Source organism: Streptomyces coeruleofuscus, assembly GCF_039532725.1.
GTDB lineage: Bacteria > Actinomycetota > Actinomycetes > Streptomycetales > Streptomycetaceae > Streptomyces > Streptomyces coeruleofuscus.
Genome location: NZ_BAAASE010000002.1, coordinates 560,835 through 577,288, shown reverse-complemented (window position 1 = coordinate 577,288; position 16,454 = coordinate 560,835). Strand labels below are relative to the sequence as shown.

At 72.7% G+C, this 16,454-nt stretch carries 15 protein-coding genes; 12 read left to right on the top strand and 3 right to left on the bottom strand.

Annotation, left to right across the window (positions count from 1 at the left end):
• The first annotated feature begins 156 nt into the window (after positions 1 to 156).
• The 4 genes from ABFX81_RS09725 (at position 157) to ABFX81_RS09710 (ending at position 3,794) form a co-directional block, all read left to right on the top strand.
• On the top strand, positions 157 to 855 hold the full coding sequence (locus ABFX81_RS09725) for a ScbR family autoregulator-binding transcription factor (RefSeq protein ID WP_086852273.1): 699 nt from the start codon (positions 157 to 159) through the stop codon (positions 853 to 855).
• Positions 856 to 989: 134 nt separating this feature from the next.
• Positions 990 to 2,423 (top strand): DUF2252 family protein, encoded by a 1,434-nt coding sequence (locus ABFX81_RS09720; RefSeq protein ID WP_086852275.1) that lies wholly within the window; start codon positions 990 to 992, stop codon positions 2,421 to 2,423.
• A gap of 71 nt (positions 2,424 to 2,494) precedes the next feature.
• Positions 2,495 to 3,406: a hypothetical protein gene (locus tag ABFX81_RS09715; protein ID WP_086852276.1), complete on the top strand. Its 912-nt coding sequence runs from the start codon at positions 2,495 to 2,497 to the stop codon at positions 3,404 to 3,406.
• Positions 3,407 to 3,464: 58 nt separating this feature from the next.
• Positions 3,465 to 3,794 (top strand): rhodanese-like domain-containing protein, encoded by a 330-nt coding sequence (locus tag ABFX81_RS09710; protein WP_086852278.1) that lies wholly within the window; start codon positions 3,465 to 3,467, stop codon positions 3,792 to 3,794.
• 86 nt (positions 3,795 to 3,880) lie between these two features.
• Here the strand turns inward: ABFX81_RS09710 and ABFX81_RS09705 are convergent, their stop codons facing one another.
• A complete protein-coding gene (locus ABFX81_RS09705; RefSeq protein ID WP_086852280.1) occupies positions 3,881 to 5,014 on the bottom strand; it encodes an acyl-CoA dehydrogenase family protein in 1,134 nt (377 codons plus the stop codon).
• A gap of 430 nt (positions 5,015 to 5,444) precedes the next feature.
• On the opposite strand from ABFX81_RS09705, the gene ABFX81_RS09700 reads away from it, so the two are divergent.
• From ABFX81_RS09700 to ABFX81_RS09690, 3 genes are read left to right on the top strand one after another with little or no spacing between them, the layout of a single operon-like run.
• Positions 5,445 to 6,218, top strand: a complete 774-nt coding sequence (locus tag ABFX81_RS09700) for a DUF5819 family protein (RefSeq protein ID WP_086852282.1) — start codon at positions 5,445 to 5,447, stop codon at positions 6,216 to 6,218.
• Positions 6,215 to 7,426, top strand: coding sequence for an HTTM domain-containing protein (locus tag ABFX81_RS09695; protein ID WP_086852285.1), 1,212 nt, complete (start codon positions 6,215 to 6,217; stop codon positions 7,424 to 7,426). Before ABFX81_RS09700 ends, ABFX81_RS09695 begins: the two co-directional genes overlap by 4 nt.
• On the top strand, positions 7,423 to 8,238 hold the full coding sequence (locus ABFX81_RS09690) for a TrmH family RNA methyltransferase (RefSeq protein WP_346137915.1): 816 nt from the start codon (positions 7,423 to 7,425) through the stop codon (positions 8,236 to 8,238). Before ABFX81_RS09695 ends, ABFX81_RS09690 begins: the two co-directional genes overlap by 4 nt.
• Here the strand turns inward: ABFX81_RS09690 and paaN are convergent.
• Positions 8,235 to 9,926, bottom strand: a complete 1,692-nt coding sequence (gene paaN, locus ABFX81_RS09685; RefSeq protein WP_086846914.1) for a phenylacetic acid degradation protein PaaN — start codon at positions 9,924 to 9,926, stop codon at positions 8,235 to 8,237. The two genes, ABFX81_RS09690 and paaN, sit on opposite strands and share 4 nt — an antisense overlap.
• 160 nt (positions 9,927 to 10,086) lie before the next feature.
• On the opposite strand from paaN, the gene ABFX81_RS09680 reads away from it, so the two are divergent.
• Positions 10,087 to 11,604, top strand: coding sequence for a 3-hydroxyacyl-CoA dehydrogenase (locus ABFX81_RS09680; RefSeq protein ID WP_086846917.1), 1,518 nt, complete (start codon positions 10,087 to 10,089; stop codon positions 11,602 to 11,604).
• Complete coding sequence (locus tag ABFX81_RS09675) at positions 11,601 to 12,191, top strand: TetR/AcrR family transcriptional regulator (protein WP_086846919.1); 591 nt, start codon at positions 11,601 to 11,603, stop codon at positions 12,189 to 12,191. The genes ABFX81_RS09680 and ABFX81_RS09675 overlap by 4 nt, the downstream gene beginning before the upstream one ends.
• 2 nt (positions 12,192 to 12,193) lie before the next feature.
• Here ABFX81_RS09675 and ABFX81_RS09670 read toward each other — a convergent pair whose 3' ends face one another.
• On the bottom strand, positions 12,194 to 12,679 hold the full coding sequence (locus ABFX81_RS09670) for a winged helix-turn-helix transcriptional regulator (protein WP_086846922.1): 486 nt from the start codon (positions 12,677 to 12,679) through the stop codon (positions 12,194 to 12,196).
• A gap of 191 nt (positions 12,680 to 12,870) precedes the next feature.
• On the opposite strand from ABFX81_RS09670, the gene pdhA reads away from it, so the two are divergent.
• From pdhA to ABFX81_RS09655, 3 genes are read left to right on the top strand one after another with little or no spacing between them, the layout of a single operon-like run.
• The gene (pdhA, locus tag ABFX81_RS09665; protein ID WP_086846924.1) at positions 12,871 to 14,022 is read left to right on the top strand and encodes a pyruvate dehydrogenase (acetyl-transferring) E1 component subunit alpha; all 1,152 of its coding nucleotides are present in this window, start codon (positions 12,871 to 12,873) and stop codon (positions 14,020 to 14,022) included.
• On the top strand, positions 14,019 to 15,023 hold the full coding sequence (locus ABFX81_RS09660) for a transketolase C-terminal domain-containing protein (protein WP_086846926.1): 1,005 nt from the start codon (positions 14,019 to 14,021) through the stop codon (positions 15,021 to 15,023). Before pdhA ends, ABFX81_RS09660 begins: the two co-directional genes overlap by 4 nt.
• Entirely contained in the window at positions 15,023 to 16,396 is a 1,374-nt protein-coding gene (locus ABFX81_RS09655) for a 2-oxo acid dehydrogenase subunit E2 (protein WP_086846928.1), read from the top strand. Before ABFX81_RS09660 ends, ABFX81_RS09655 begins: the two co-directional genes overlap by 1 nt.
• Positions 16,397 to 16,454: the final 58 nt, after the last annotated feature.

Below are 16,454 nucleotides of genomic sequence, written 5' to 3'. Positions count from 1 at the left end.
AACCCCCAGGATCGGCAGCCTGGCTGAGATCGGCGTTTGACTAAGATACGGACGAGCCGGTTTTTTTCAAAGGGTTGGCCGAACCGTTGGGACAGGCTCCCGCGCCCCCGCCGCACAGCGATTTCACAGGAATCGACGGAGATCAGGAGGCACCCGATGGCGCGACAGGAGCGCGCGATCCGCACCCGGCGGACCATCCTCGAAGCGGCCGCGGCCGTCTTCGACGAACGCGGCTACACCTCGGCGACCATCGGGGAGATCCTGGACCGGGCGGGCGTCACCAAGGGCGCGCTGTACTTCCACTTCGGTTCCAAGGAGGAGCTGGCGGTGGGGGTGTTCGAGGAGCAGCTCGCGATCACGCTCCCGGCGCAGTCCAGCAAGCTCCAGGAACTCATCGACTCCGGGCTGGTGCTGGCCCGCCGGCTGCGCTCCGAACCGCTGGTTCGCGCCAGTGTGGGACTCGCCCTCGACCAGGGGGCCATGGAGCTCGACCGCACGCCGGCCTTCCGTATGTGGTTCGACCAGAACGTACAGCGGCTGGGGGAGGCGAAGGCGCAGGGCGAACTGCTGCCGCATGTCGACGTGGCGGAGACGGCGGAGCTGCTGGTCGGCAGCTTCTCGGGGGTGCAGCTGCTGTCCCAGCTGCGGTGCCAGCGGCAGGATCTGGAGCGCCGCGTCGTCGTGATGTTCGAACACTTCCTGCCGAGCATCGCCGTCCCCGCGGTGCTGGCCCGGCTCGACATCTCGGTGGAGCGGGCGGAGCGGGTGCTGGCCCAGGTGCAGCAGGGATCGGGGCGTGAGCGGGTGGGCATGCAGGAGGGGGCTGTGCCGGCCCAGGTCTCGTCGGGGGCGTAGGAGTCGCCTTTCGCCGGATTCCCGCACGGGTTGTCCACAGCTGTGGAGTTGTCCACAGGGTCTGACGCGTTTCGGCCACCGGCTGTACGGTCGCACGAGTTGATGTTCGTTCGCGTGCGGGGGAGGCGGTCGGTGTGACCAGGGACAGTGCCGGGGCTGAAGGCGGGGCGGCACATGGGGAGACCCGTCGGCTGCCCCGGGTGCGGGGTTTCGCCGAGTGGCCCGCCGAGGGCTCGCCCAAGGACGAGGGCAAGGCCTTGCGCAAGCGGATCCCACGCCGCGCGCACGCCACGCTCGATCTGGACACGTCCCGGCCCGACGCGGTGAGCGCGGTCGAGGAGTCGGGCCGCGGCCGGCTCCCCGAGCTCACGCCGATCCGGGTCGGCCGCATGGCCGCCACACCGTTCGCGTTCCTGCGCGGCGCCGCCGGTCTCATGGCCTACGACCTGGCGCGCACCCCCATGACCCGGATCAAGGCGCAGATCTGCGGCGACGCCCACGCGGCCAATTTCGGCCTGTACGGCGACGCGCGCGGCGGCCTGGTCATCGATCTGAACGACTTCGACGAGACGGTGCTCGGCCCCTGGGAGTGGGACGTGAAGCGCCTCGCGGCCTCCCTGGTGCTCGCCGGCCGGGAGGCCGGAGCGGACGAGGAGAGGTGCCGCAAGGCGGCCCACGACGCGGTGGGCGCCTACCGCCGCACCATGCGGCTGCTTGCCAGGCTCCCGGTGCTGGACGCGTGGAACGCCATCGCGGACGAGGAACTCGTCTCCCACACGGACGCCCACGACCTGCTCGGCACGCTGGAGCGGGTCTCCGAGAAGGCCCGCCACAACACCAGCGGCCGCTTCGCGGCAAGGTCGACGGAGGCCACGGAGGACGGCGGGCGCCGCTTCGTCGACGCCCCGCCGGTGCTGCGGCGCGTCCCGGACGCGGAGGCCGCGGCGGTGGCGGCGTCCCTGGAGGAGTACGTCGGCACGCTGCCGGAGGACCGCCTGCCCCTCCTCGCCCGGCACGCGGTGCACGACGTGGCGTTCCGCGTCGTCGGCACCGGCAGTGTCGGCACCCGGTCCTACGTCGTGCTGCTCCTGGATCACCGGGGTGAGCCGCTGGTGCTCCAGGTCAAGGAGGCGCGGGCGTCGGCCCTGGTGCCGCATCTGGTGACGGCCGGTTTCGACGCTCCGGTGGTCGACCACGAAGGCCGGCGGGTCGTGCTGGGGCAGAAGCGGATGCAGGTCGTCAGCGACATCCTGCTCGGTTGGACAACGGTCGACGGGCATCCCTTCCAGGTCCGCCAGTTCCGCAACCGCAAGGGCAGCGTCGATCCGGCCGCCCTGGCCGCCGACCAGATAGACGACTACGGCCGGATGACCGGCGCCCTCCTGGCCCGCGCCCACGCCCACAGTGCCGACCCCCGCCTCGTCGCTGGTTACTGCGGCAAGAGCGAGGAGCTGGACGAGGCGATGGCGGCGTTCGCCGTCGCCTATGCGGACCGTACGGAGGCGGACCACGCGGACCTGGTGGCGGGCGTGCGGGCGGGGAAGGTCGCCGCGGAGATGGGGGTCTGAAACCTGAGGGACATCGGGCGTGTGGTTGTCCGGAGCACGGGAGCGGTCGGGCCGTGGCCTACGCTGGTCGGGTGACGACCCCGGAAGCTGAGCAGGGTGGTGGCGGCGCCGGTGAGGAACAGGTGACGCCCGAAGGTGACGCGGCGCGTGCCGAGGGCGGCGAGGACCGCCCCGAGGGCGGCGCGGCGCATACCGAAGGCGAGGCGGCGCGGCCCGAGGCGCGGCTCGAGCGGGCCGTGCGGGCCGCCGAGCAGGCGCTGATCGAGTACGAGATCGCGGTGGAGACCTTCCGCGTCGAGATCGAGAACTTCTCCCGGCTGCACGAACAGAAGCTCGGTCCGCTCTACGGCCGGCTCGAGGAGCTGGACGCCCGGATCCTCGAGGCCAGGGCCGCCCGCAGCGGCGACCCGGAGGACCGGCGCCGGGCGGAGGAGGCCAGGGCCCGGCTCGCGCCGATCCCCGGCGTCGAGGAGCTGCTGCACGGCTGGATGGACGACAGCGGTCTCTTCCCGGAGGCCGTGGCGATGCTCACGGACCAGGCGGTCCGGCCACCGCAGCGGGTCCGCCCCAGCGAGGAGGCCCGCAAGCTCTACCGCGAGCTGGCCCGCAAGGCCCACCCGGACCTGGCGCAGGAGGAGAAGGAACGCGAGCGGCGCGAGGAGTTCATCACCCGGGTGAACGCCGCCTACGCCCGGGGCGACGAGGCGGAGCTGCGCGAACTCGCCGAGGAGTGGGCCAAGGGGCCCGAGCTGAAGCGGGGCCCGAGCCGCGCCGAGGAGCTCTACGCCCGCCTCGAATGGCTCGCCCAGCGCAAGGAACTGCTCGCCCTGCTCGCCAAGGAGCTGGAGGAGAGCGCCATAGGCCACATGCTCCAGCTGGCCCCGGACGACCCGGACGGCCTCCTGGACGAGATCGGGCAGCAGCTGCTCACGCAGGTCACCGAGCGGGAGCGGGAGCTGGCCGCGCTGCTGGCGGAGGGCTGAGCCGCGGCCCGGCCGGGCCGCTTCGGGTAGCGTCGGAGGCATGAGTTCTGGAGCTGGTGTGCCCACGGTCGAGGTCGCGGACCTCAAGGACGGCGACTTCCTGCTGGACGTCCGGGAGGACGACGAGTGGAAGGCCGGTCACGCCGAAGGGGCGCTGCACATCCCCATCAGCGAGTTCGTCGCCCGGTACGGGGAGCTGACCGAGGCCGCCCCGCAGGACGGCCGGGTCCATGTGATCTGCCGCTCCGGCGGGCGTTCTGCCCAGGTCACGATGTACCTGGCCCAGCAGGGCATCGACGCCGTGAACGTCGACGGCGGCATGCAGGTGTGGGAGGCGGCGGGCCGTCCCGTCGTGACGGACGACGGGCAGCCCGGGTTCGTCCTGTAGCGGCTGAGCGGCTGAGCGGCTGAGCGGCTGTAGCGGCCCTAGCGGCCTGGCGCCCGCCCGCCCGTGGCGCCCGCCCGCCGGTGGGTTCAGGCCAACGGGTGGGCGGCCAGCAGGTCGCCCAGGGCCTCCTCGTGCGCCGCTGCCGGGCCGAGTGACAGCTCCAGGTACTTCGCCCAGGCGTGGTACCGGTGCAGCGGATAGTCGACGTCGGCGCCGAATCCGCCGTGCAGATGCTGTGCCGTCTGCACGACCCGGCGTACGCCCTCCGCCGCCCAGATCTTGGCGACGGCGACATCACCGGCTGCGGGCAGCGCGCCCGGCGCCCCAGAGGCGATCCGCCACGCGGCCTGCCACATTGTCGCCTCCATCGCGCGCAGGTCGATGTAGCGGTCGGCGGCCTGCACGGCGACGGCCTGGAAGGTCGCGATCGGGAAGCCGAACTGCTCCCGCTCGCTCGTGTACTCCCCGGTCATCCGCAGCACGCGTTCCCCGAGCCCGAGCGCCAGCGCACACGTCCCGGTGGTCAGCAGGTCACGCAGCCACTCCCAGGCGCCGTCGGCGTCGATCACGTCCCGGGCGGCCAGCCGCGCCGACTCCAGCCGCAGCTCGCCGAGCCGCTCACCGCTCGTGGAGAACTGCTCGGCCAGGACGGTCCCCTCGTGCCCCCGCGGGACCAGGGCCAGCACGGTCCGCCCGGTCGCCGTGTGCGCGGGGACGACCGTGACGTCCGCGTCGTACGCCCACGGCACCGCCGTCTGCACTCCGTCCAGCACCCACGCCGCGCCGTCCTGCCGTGCGGTCACGGCGAGCTCGGCCGGGTCGTGGCCGGTGCGGCCGTGCGCGGCGACGGTCAGTACGAGCTCGCCCCGGCCCGCCCGGGGCAGCAGCGCCGACTTCGCCTCCTCGCCGCCGAAGGCCTGGACGGCGGCTGCTGCCGCGCTGCTTTCCAGCAGCGGCACCCTGGCCAGCACCCGCGCCGACTCCCGCAGCACCAGGCACAGCGCGATCGCGTCCAGTCCGGCCCCGCCGTACCGGGAGTCCAGCAGCAGGCTCAGCAGGTCGGCGTCGGCGAGTTTCGCCCACAGGGCGCGGTCGCAGGCGTCGGCGACGGCGCCCGGGGTGAGGGCCGGACTGGGCACGGCGTCGGGCGCGACCCCGGCGAACACGCCCTTCGCCGCCTCGGCCGCGGCCTGCTGCTCCTCGGTGAAGGTGAAGTCCACGGTGCCTGTCCTTCCGGCCGGTCCTGTTGAGCTGACGTGAGCTACGTGAGCTGACGGGCCGCAAGATAGAACAGGTTCTAGAAGAAGGGAATGGATGTGCGGGCGGGCACCGTAGGGTGTCACTCCTGTGGGCGACCTGTCCGGGCGCCCTGTGGATAACCTGCGGGGGTCCCCTGTGGACCAGGGGGACCGCCGCTCTCCGGCCGCCGCGAGCGCCGTACGGTCGGCTTCCGATCACCCGCGGGCCGGCTTCGGGCCGGCTTCCGCGATGTGGTGACGGCCACGGTCGGAACCGGCGCAAGAGGCTGTGCCCGGGTGGGCGGCCTGAGTACCGTGCCCGTGCCGACGTCGCGCAGCGGTGCGCGGGCGGTACGACGCCCTCGCGGCCGGGCGGACGGAACGACGGACCGGGATCGTGGAACGGGGCTGAATGGACGCGTACGACGGAGGCTCGGACGCCCGGCACGGGCCGGACGGGCCGGCCGAGCCGGGTGTGCCGGCCGGGTCGGGCGGGCCTGCCGAGCCGCCACCGCCCACCGATCCCCCCGCCGGTGTCGCCGCGCTCTCCCTCCCCTACCGGATCGGTGTCGCGCTGGCGCTCGCGGTCGTAGCGGTGGGGGTCTGTGTGCACGTCGGAATGATGTTCCTGCACGTCGCGCCGCCGAACACCGTCACCAGGGAGCACGGCAAGGCCGTGGACGACTGGATCTATCCGGAGTTCGAACAGAACTGGAAGCTCTTCGCGCCGAACCCGCTCCAGCAGAACATCTCGATCCAGGTCCGTGCCGAGGTCCGGGACGGGGAGGGCGGGACGCTGACGACCGGCTGGTACGACCTGTCCGCCGAGGACGGCCGGGCCATCGACGGCAACCTGCTGCCCAGCCACACCCAGCAGAACGAGCTGCGGCGCGCCTGGGACTTCTTCCTCGCCACGCACGACAGCGAGAACCGCCCGGTGAGTCTGCGCGGCTCGCTCTCCGAGTCGTACCTGCGCCGGATCGTGGTGCTGCGCCTCGACCGCGACGACGCCGTGGCGGCCGCCACCGGGGGCGTCGGCACCATCGAGCGCGTCCAGGTCCGCTCCCGCACCAGCAACGTGCCCCCGCCGAAGTGGAGCCGGGAGAAGGTCTCCACGACACCCGCCTACCGCGAGCTGCCGTGGTGGCCGGTGCCGGAGGACGAGGCCGGGGGTGGCGTGCGGTGAACCGCTTCTCCCTGGCCGCCTCGCGCGGTATAGCCCGGGTCACCGAGGCCGCCCTCGGCCCGTACCAGACCGCCGTGATCCGCATCGGCTTCAGCGCCACCTGGCTGCTGTTCCTGCTGCGCGAGTTCCCCCACCGCCACGAGCTCTACGGCCCCGACGGGCCCTGGAGCTGGGGTCTCGCCGAGCAGCTCATCGGGACCAACAAGGCCTTCACCACACTCATGTGGTCGGACGGCGGGGCCTGGTTCGAGATCGTCTACCTGCTCGCGGTCCTCGCCAGTGCCCTGCTGATGCTGGGGTGGCGCACCCGCACCATGTCGGTGCTGTTCATGGTCGGTGTGCTGTCGCTCCAGAACCGCAGCGTCTTCATGGGCGACGGCGGCGACAACGTGCTGCACCTGATGTCGGTCTACCTGGTGTTCACGCGCTGCGCCCAGGTGTGGTCGCTGGACGCCCGCCGGGCCAGGCGCGCCCGGGCGGCCCACGCGCGGGGCGAGCGGGTCACGGACCGGACCGGCCCGGCCCTGTGGGGTGTGCTGGGGCTCGTGCTGGCCGGGGCGACCCTGGCCGGCCGGATGGAGGGCGACTGGCTGATACCGACGCTGCTGTGGGCCGTGTGGGTGACGCAGGCCCTGTGGTGGCTGGCCGGGCGCCGCGCGAAGCCCGGTCAACCGCGGATCATGCTCGATGTGGTCGCCGACATCGTGCACAACGGCGCCCTGCTCGTGATCATGGCCGAGGCGTGCCTGATCTACGCGACGGCCGGCTGGTACAAGATCCAGGGCTCCCGCTGGCAGGACGGCACCGCCGTCTACTACCCGCTCCACCTGGAGTACTTCTCGCCCTGGCCCGGGCTCGCCGACCTGCTGTCCGCCAGCGGCACGATGGTGATGCTCGTGACCTACGGGACCGTCCTGGTGCAGGTCGCCTTTCCGTTCACGCTGTTCAACCGGCGGGTGAAGAACGTCCTGCTGGCCGTCATGATCACCGAGCACGCCGTGATCGCCGTCGTCCTCGGACTGCCGTTCTTCTCGCTGGCGATGATCGCGGCGGACGCGGTGTTCCTGCCGACGGCCTTTCTGCGCCGCATGGGCGGCCGGGCGGCACGCGCCCGTGACCGGCTGCTGCGGCGCCGCGGGCCCGGACAGGCTCCCGAGCAGCACGTCCATGATCGCCCCGAGGCCACGCACGTAGGCTTCGGGACATGACCGACCCCGTGACCGCCTGGCGCCGGCTCGCCGACAGCACCGTCCTGCTCGACGGGTTCCACGCCCTCAAGCACGCCGTGCGGTTCGGCGCCGAGGTGCCGGTCGCGGTCACCGCCGACCGGGCGGCCACGCTCGACCTCGCCGACGAGCTGGCCCCGGACGTACGGGACGCGCTGGCCGGGCTGCTGACGGAGGTGCCGCACGAGACGTACGCGTCGTTCGTCCCGCGCCCGCACCCCACCGCCGTGGCCGCCCTGGCCGTACGGCCCTCCCGCGAGTCGAACCTCGAGAAGCTGGTGCACACGCCCCGCACGGCCCCCGTCGTCGTCCTCGACAACCCGCGCAACCTGGGCAACGCGGGGGCGGTGATCCGCCTGGCGGCCGGCTTCGGGGCGACGGGCGTGGTCACCACCGGGACGGTCGACCCCTGGCACCCCACGGTCGTCCGCGGCGGGGCCGGGCTGCACTTCGCGACGGCGGTGGAGCGGCTGGAGGTGCCCGGCCTGCCGCCCGGCCCGCTGTTCGCACTCGACCCCGAGGGCGATGACATCCGGGCCATGAAGCTCCCGGACGACGCCGTCCTGGCCTTCGGCTCGGAACGCACGGGCCTGTCGCCCGAGCTGCGCGCCCGGGCCGACCACTTGCTGTCCCTGCCGATGCGTCCTCAGGTCTCCAGCTACAACCTGGCGACGAGTGTCGCGATGACCCTGTACCACTGGAGCTGCGGTGTGGCTCTCAGGGGCGCGGGGAACTGCGCGACGAACCACAACGCACCGGCAGCCGCGCAATCACCGCACCTCCCGAGCTCCTAGGCCTCCCGCCGCACCTCGACCACCCGGAACCGGTTGGCCACGAACGCCCCGTCGCACAGCGCCGCGCTGGCCGCCGGATTACCGCCCGAGCCGTGGAAGTCGGAGAACGCGGCCGTCTGGTTCACGTACACCCCACCGGTGAGATTCAGCGACAACTGCGCCGCCTCCTCCAGGCACACCTCCCGCACGTCCTGCTCGACCTCCGGGTCGGTCGTGTACGCCCCGACGGTCATCGCGCCCTTCTCACGGACGGTCCGCCGCAGCAGCTCCGCCGCGTCCGCCGCCGAGTCGACCGCCACGGCGAAGGAGACCGGCCCGAAGCACTCGCTCATGTACGCGGCCTCGGCGTCCGGCTTGGCCCCGTCCAGCTTCACGATCACCGGCGTGCGGACGACCGCGCCCGGGAAGTCCGGGTTGGCGATCTCCCGGGAGGCCAGGGCGACCTCGCCCAGCCCCGGCGCGGCTTCCAGCCGGGCCTTCACGTCCGGGTTGACGATCGCGCCCAGCAGCGCGTTGGCCCGGGCGTCGTCGCCCAGCAGCCCGTCCACCGACTTCGCGAGATCCGCGACCACCTCGTCGTACGACTTGGGGCCCTGGTCCGTGGAGATGCCCTCGCGCGGGACGAGCAGGTTCTGCGGGGTCGTGCACATCTGGCCGCTGTAGAGGGACAGCGAGAACGCCAGGTTGGAGAGCATGCCCTTGTAGTCGGACGTGGAGTGGACGACGACCGTGTTGACGCCGGCCTTCTCCGTGTAGACCTGCGCCTGGCGGGCGTTGGCCTCCAGCCAGTCGCCGAACTCGGTCGAGCCCGTGTAGTCGATGATCCGGATCTCGGGGCGCAGCGCGAGGGTCTTGGCGATGCCCTCGCCGGAGCGCTCCGCGGCCAGCGCCATCAGGTTCGGGTCGAAGCCGGCCTCGGCGAGCACCTCGCGCGCGACCTGCACGGTGAGGGCGAGGGGCAGCACCGCGCGCGGGTGGGGCTTCACCAGGACCGCGTTGCCGGTGGCCAGGGAGGCGAACAGGCCCGGGTAGCCGTTCCACGTCGGGAAGGTGTTGCAGCCGATCACCAGGCCGATGCCGCGCGGGACGGGCGTGAACTGCTTGGTCATGGCCAGCGGGTCGCGCTTGCCCTGCGGCTTGGTCCACTCGGCGTTGTCGGGCGTGCGCACCTGCTCCACGTAGGCGTAGGCCACCGCCTCCAGGCCGCGGTCCTGCGCGTGCGGCCCGCCCGCCTGGAACGCCATCATGAACGCCTGGCCGGAGGTGTGCATGACCGCGTGCGCGAACTCGTGCGTCCGGTCGCTGATGCGCTTGAGGATCTCCAGGCAGACCACCGCGCGCTGCTCGGCGCCCGCGTCCCGCCAGGCTCGCTGCCCGGCCTTCATCGCGGGCAGCAGCACGTCGAGGTCCGCGTGCGGGTACGTCACACCCAGGTCGATGCCGTACGGGGACGTCTCGCCGCCCACCCAGTCGTCCGTGCCCGGCTGGCCGAGGTCGAGGCGGGTGCCGAGCAGGGCGTCGAAGGCGGCCTTGCCCGCGGCCGCGTCCAGGCTGCCGTTCTCCCCGTAGGCCTTGGGGTGCTCGGGGTGGGGGGACCAGTACGCGCGCGTGCGGATCGCTTCCAGCGCCTGGTCGAGGGTGGACCGGTGCCGGGCGATCAGCTCGTGCGCCGAGAGTGCGGCGGTCATGGGTGACCAACTCCTCGTCTCAAGAACTCCTCGTCGAGTTCATGACCTGGGCAGAAACCTGGGCAGGAACACTCGGACAGAGCTAGAGTAACCGAACGATCGGTCGGTTCAAGGGGGTCCGCCGCATCTGTGGAAAACCCCGTGCGGGAGGATCGCGCACATGACAGCACTCGACCTCAGCAGCCCCGTGGCCGTCGTCGGCACCGGCACCATGGGCCAGGGAATCGCCCAGGTCGCGCTGGTCGCGGGCCATCCCGTACGGCTGTACGACACCATCCCCGGGCGCGCACGGGAGGCCGCCGACGCGATCGGTGCCCGACTGGACCGGCTCGTCGAGAAGGACCGGCTCACCGGTGCCGACCGGGACGCCGCCCGCGCCCGGCTGCTGCCCGCCGAAGACCTCTCCGAGCTGGCGGACTGCGCCCTGGTCGTCGAGGCGGTCCTGGAGCGGCTGGACGTCAAGCAGGACCTGTTCCGCGGGCTGGAGGACATCGTCGCCGACGACTGCCTGCTCGCCACCAACACCTCGTCCCTGTCGGTCACCGCCATCGGCGGCGCCCTGCGCTCCCCCGGCCGCTTCGTCGGCCTGCACTTCTTCAATCCCGCCCCGCTGCTGCCGCTGGTCGAGGTCGTCTCCGGTTTCGCCACCGACGTCACGTACGCCACGCGCGCGTACGAGACCGCCCGCGCCTGGGGCAAGACGCCGGTCGCCTGCGCGGACACCCCCGGCTTCATCGTCAACCGCATCGCCCGGCCCTTCTACGCCGAGGCCTTCGCCGTCTACGAGGCGCAGGGCGCCGACCCGGCCACCATCGACGCCGTGCTGCGCGAGTCGGGCGGCTTCAGGATGGGCGCGTTCGAGCTGACCGACCTGATCGGCCAGGACGTCAACGAGTCCGTCACGCGGTCGGTCTGGCAGTCCTTCTTCCAGGACGTGCGCTTCACGCCGTCCCTCGCCCAGCGGCGCCTGGTCGAGTCCGGCCGGCTGGGCCGCAAGACCGGCCACGGCTGGTACGACCACGGGGACGGCGCCGAGCGCCCCGAGCCGGACACCGCGGAGCAGCGGCAGCCGCCCGCGTACGTCGTCGCCGAGGGCGACCTGGGCCCGGCCGGTGACCTGCTCGCGCTGATCCGCGAGGCGGGCATCCCGGTGCGCGACGAGGACGAGGACAACGGCACCCGCATGGTGCTGCCGAGCGGCGGCCAGCTCGCCCTCGCCGACGGGCAGACCTCCGTGGAGTTCCGGGACGTCGTCTACTTCGACCTCGCCCTGGACTACCGCAAGGCCACCCGGATCGCCCTGTCCGCGTCCCAGGACACCTCCCCGCAGACCCTCGCCGAGGCCGTCGGCCTGTTCCAGGCGCTCGGCAAGAAGGTCAGCGTCATCGGTGACGTCCCCGGCATGATCGTCGCGCGCACGGTCGCGCGGATCATCGACCTGGCGCACGACGCCGTCGCCAAGGGCGTGGCCACCGAGGAGGACGTCGACACCGCGATGCGCCTCGGCGTGAACTACCCCCTGGGTCCCTTCGAGTGGAGCCGCCGGCTCGGCCGCTACTGGGCCTACGCGCTCCTGGACGACCTGCACCTGCGGGACCCCTCGGGGCGCTACGCGCCGTCCCTCGCGCTGTACCGTCACGCCCACGCCTCCGACAAGCGGGAGGGCACAGCCTCATGACCACCGCCAAGCGCGACACCTACACGCCGGACACCCTGCTGTCCGTCGCCGTCCGGGTGTTCAACGAGCGCGGCTACGACGGCACCTCCATGGAGCACCTCTCCAAGGCGGCCGGCATCTCCAAGTCGTCGATCTACCACCACGTCACCGGCAAGGAGGAGCTGCTGCGCCGGGCCGTGAGCCGGGCCCTGGACGGCCTCTTCGGGATCCTCGACGAGGAGCACGCGCGCGTGGGGCGTGCCGCCGAGCGTCTGGAGTACGTCGTCCGGCGCATGGTCGAGGTGCTCATAGCCGAGCTGCCCTACGTGACGCTCCTGCTGCGCGTGCGCGGCAACACGGACACCGAGCGGTGGGCCCTGGACCGCCGCCGCGACTTCGACCACCGGGTGGCCGATCTGCTGAAGGCCGCGGCGGCGGACGGGGACGTGCGCGGCGACATAGAGGTCCGGCTGGTGACCCGGCTGGTCTTCGGGATGATCAACTCGATCGTCGAGTGGTACAAGCCGGGCGGGCGCGGCATGAACGAGCGCGAGGTGGCCGACGCGGTGGTGCGGCTGGCGTTCGGGGGGCTCCGCAAGAGCGCCTGAGCTCAGCCCTGCGGCTCCAGGTCCTCCTCCTCGAAAACCAGCAGCGTGCGCGTGCTGAGCACCTGCGGGATCGCCTGGAGCCGGGTCAGCACCAGCTCGCGCAGCGCCCGGTTGTCGGACACGTGCACCAGCAGCAGTACGTCGAAATCCCCGCCCACCAGGGCGATGTGCGAGGCGCCGGGCAGCTGTCTGAGCTCCTTGCGGACCGTGCGCCAGGAGTTCTGCACGATCTTCAGGGTGATGTAGGCGGACGTTCCCTGACCCGCCCGTTCGTGGTTGACGCGGGCGCCGAAGCCGCGGATGACGCCGTCCTCGACGAGCCGGTTGATGCGGGAGTAGGCGTTCGCGCGCGAGACGTGGACCCGCTCGGCGACCGACCGTATCGAGGCGCGGCCGTCCGCCTGGAGCATGCGCAGGATGTCCTGGTCGATGGCGTCCAGCGGACGCGGCGGTGGCGGCAGGACGCTGTCGTCCTGGCTTTCGGCCATTTGTTCAGATGCCACCTGCGCCCGCCTCCCTGCCATGGACGTACTGCGTCCATCACAGGCTGTGGAGAACCGTTTGTCCACAGCCTGAGGGCACCCGTAGCCAAAATGTGCCGACGACCGAACAATCGGTAGGTGAGGCGCATCACAGCCGACGCGCCTGCACGAAGCCGCTCCCACGAGGAGGTGCCGTCATGACGGTCATGGAGCAGCGGGGCGCGTACCGGCCGACCCCGCCGCCCGCCTGGCAGCCCCGCACGGACCCCGCGCCGTTGCTGCCCGACGCCGAGCCGTACCGCGTCCTCGGCACCGAGGCGGCCGCGCAGGCCGACCCGGAGCTGCTGCGGACGCTGTACGCCCAGCTGGTCCGCGGTCGCCGCTACAACGCGCAGGCCACCGCGCTCACCAAGCAGGGCCGCCTGGCCGTCTACCCCTCCACCACCGGCCAGGAGGCCTGCGAGATCGCCGCCGCGCTCGTGCTGGAGGAGCGGGACTGGCTCTTCCCCAGCTACCGCGACACGCTCGCCGTCGTGGCCCGCGGTGTGGACCCCGTCGAGGCGCTCACGCTGCTGCGCGGCGACTGGCACACCGGCTACGACCCGTACGAGCACCGGGTCGCCCCCCTGTCCACCCCGCTCGCCACCCAGCTGCCGCACGCCGTGGGCCTCGCGCACGCCGCCCGCCTCAAGGGCGACGACGTGGTCGCGTTGGCCATGGTCGGCGACGGCGGCACCAGCGAGGGCGACTTCCACGAGGCGCTGAACTTCGCCGCCGTCTGGCAGGCACCGGTCGTCTTCCTGGTGCAGAACAACGGCTTCGCGATCTCCGTCCCGCTCGCCAAGCAGACCGCGGCCCCCTCGCTGGCCCACAAGGCCGTCGGCTACGGCATGCCGGGCCGCCTGGTCGACGGCAACGACGCCGCCGCCGTGCACGAGGTGCTGAGCGACGCCGTGCGCCACGCCCGCGCGGGCGGCGGACCCACCCTCGTCGAGGCGATCACCTACCGCGTCGACGCCCACACCAACGCCGACGACGCGACCCGCTACCGCGGCGACGCCGAGGTCGAGGCCTGGCGCGAGCACGACCCGATCCAGCTGCTGGAGCGGGAGCTGACCGCGCGCGGCCTGCTCGACGAGGCCGGGAAGCAGGCCGCACGGGACGCCGCCGAGGCGATGGCCGCCTCCTTGCGCGAGCACATGAACCAGGACCCGGTCCTCGACCCCATGGACCTGTTCGCCCACGTCTACGCCGAGCCCACCCCCCAGCTGCGCGACCAGCGGGACCAGCTGCGCGCCGAGCTGGAGGCCGAGGCCGAGGCCGAGCCGGAGGGGGGCACGCACCGATGACCACCGTCGCCGTCAAGCCGGCCACCATGGCGCAGGCCCTCACGCGCGCCCTGCGCGACGCCATGGCCGCCGACCCCGCCGTGCACGTCATGGGCGAGGACGTCGGCACCCTCGGCGGCGTCTTCCGCGTCACCGACGGACTCGCCAAGGAGTTCGGCGAAGACCGCTGCACGGACACCCCGCTCGCCGAGGCGGGGATCCTGGGCACGGCGGTGGGCATGGCCATGTACGGCCTGCGCCCGGTCGTGGAGATGCAGTTCGACGCGTTCGCCTACCCGGCGTTCGAGCAGCTCATCTCGCACGTGTCCCGCATGCGCAACCGCACCCGCGGCAGGATGCCGCTCCCGATCACCATCCGCGTCCCCTACGGCGGCGGCATCGGCGGCGTCGAGCACCACAGCGACTCCTCCGAGGCGTACTACATGGCGACTCCGGGGCTCCATGTCGTCACGCCGGCCACCGTCGCCGACGCCTACGGGCTGCTGCGCGCCGCGATCGCCTCCGACGACCCGGTCGTCTTCCTGGAGCCCAAGCGGCTGTACTGGTCGAAGGACTCCTGGAACCCCGACGATCCGGCGCCCGTCGAACCGATCGGCCGCGCGGTGGTGCGGCGCCCGGGCCGGAGCGCCACGCTCATCACGTACGGGCCGTCCGTCCCCGTCTGCATGGAGGCGGCCGAGGCGGCCCGGGCCGAGGGCTGGGACCTCGAAGTCGTCGACCTGCGCTCCCTGGTGCCGTTCGACGACGAGACGGTGTGCGCCTCGGTGCGGCGGACGGGACGCGCGGTCGTCGTCCACGAGTCGGGCTCCTTCGGCGGCCCGGGCGGGGAGATCGCGGCCCGGGTCACGGAGCGCTGCTTCCACCACCTGGAGGCGCCGGTGCTGCGTGTGGCCGGGTTCGACGTCCCGTATCCGCCGCCGATGCTGGAGCGCCACCACCTGCCCGGAGTGGACCGGATCCTGGACGCCGTGGGGCGTCTTCAGTGGGAGGCCGAGAGCTGATGGCACAGGTGCTGGAGTTCAAGCTGCCCGACCTGGGCGAGGGGCTCACCGAGGCGGAGATCGTGCGCTGGCTGGTCGAGGTCGGCGACGTGGTCGCCGTCGACCAGCCGGTCGTCGAGGTCGAGACGGCCAAGGCGATGGTCGAGGTGCCCTGCCCCTACGGCGGTGTGGTCACGGCCCGCTACGGCGAGGAGGGCACGGAACTGCCCGTCGGCGCACCGCTGATCACGGTGGCGGTGGGGGAGCGGCCGACGTCCGGTGCCGGGTCCGCCAGTGCCGAGGGTTCCGGGAACGTCCTGGTCGGATACGGCACGTCCGAGGCGCCCGCGCGGCGACGCAGGGTGCGTCAGGGCAGGCCGGTGTCCGGTGCGTCCACGGCGGGCTCCGGGGAGGTGAACGGGCAGGGCGCTGTCCCGGCGGCGGTGAACGGGCAGGCCGGTGCTCCCGAGACCGAGGACGGCCCCGTCCCCGTGATCTCGCCCCTGGTCCGCCGGCTGGCCCGGCAGAACGGCCTCGACCTGCGGGAGCTGACCGGGTCCGGCCCCGACGGGCTGATCCTGCGGGCGGATGTCGAATACGCCCTGCGAGCCGCTGCCCGATCGGGTGCGGCGGAGCCTCAGACCCCCGTGCCGCAGCCGACGAGCACGGCCCCCGCACCGCAGCCCGCCGCGACAGCGGCCCCCGGCGAGATCCGCACCCCGCTCAAGGGCATCCGGGGCGCCGTCGCCGACAAGCTGGCGCGCAGCCGCCGCGAGATCCCGGACGCGACCTGCTGGGTGGACGCCGACGCCACGGAGCTCATGCGGGCACGCACGGCCATGAACGCGGCCGGCGGCCCGAAGATCTCCCTGCTGGCCCTGCTGGCCCGGATCTGCACGGCGGCCCTCGCCCGCTTCCCCGAGCTCAACTCGACCGTGGACGCGGAGGCCAGGGAGGTCGTCCGGTTCGACCGCGTGCACCTGGGCTTCGCCGCGCAGACCGACCGGGGGCTCGTCGTCCCGGTCGTCCGGGACGCGCACGCGCGCGACGCCGAGTCGCTGACCGCGGAGTTCGCCCGGCTGACGGAGGCGGGCCGGACCGGGACGCTGACGCCCGCGGAGCTCACCGGCGGGACCTTCACGCTGAACAACTACGGAGTCTTCGGCGTCGACGGCTCCACACCGATCATCAACCACCCCGAGGCGGCCATGCTCGGCGTCGGCCGCATCGTCCCCAAGCCGTGGGTGCACGAGGGCGAGCTCGCGGTGCGGCAGGTCGTCCAGCTCTCGCTCACCTTCGACCACCGGGTGTGCGACGGCGGCACGGCGGGCGGCTTCCTGCGCTACGTGGCGGACTGCGTGGAACAACCGGCCGTGCTGCTGCGGACGCTGTGATTCCTGTTCGGCCCGCGAGCCGGTGCCCCTGATCGTGTCCGTTCCCCCGCGTTCCGTG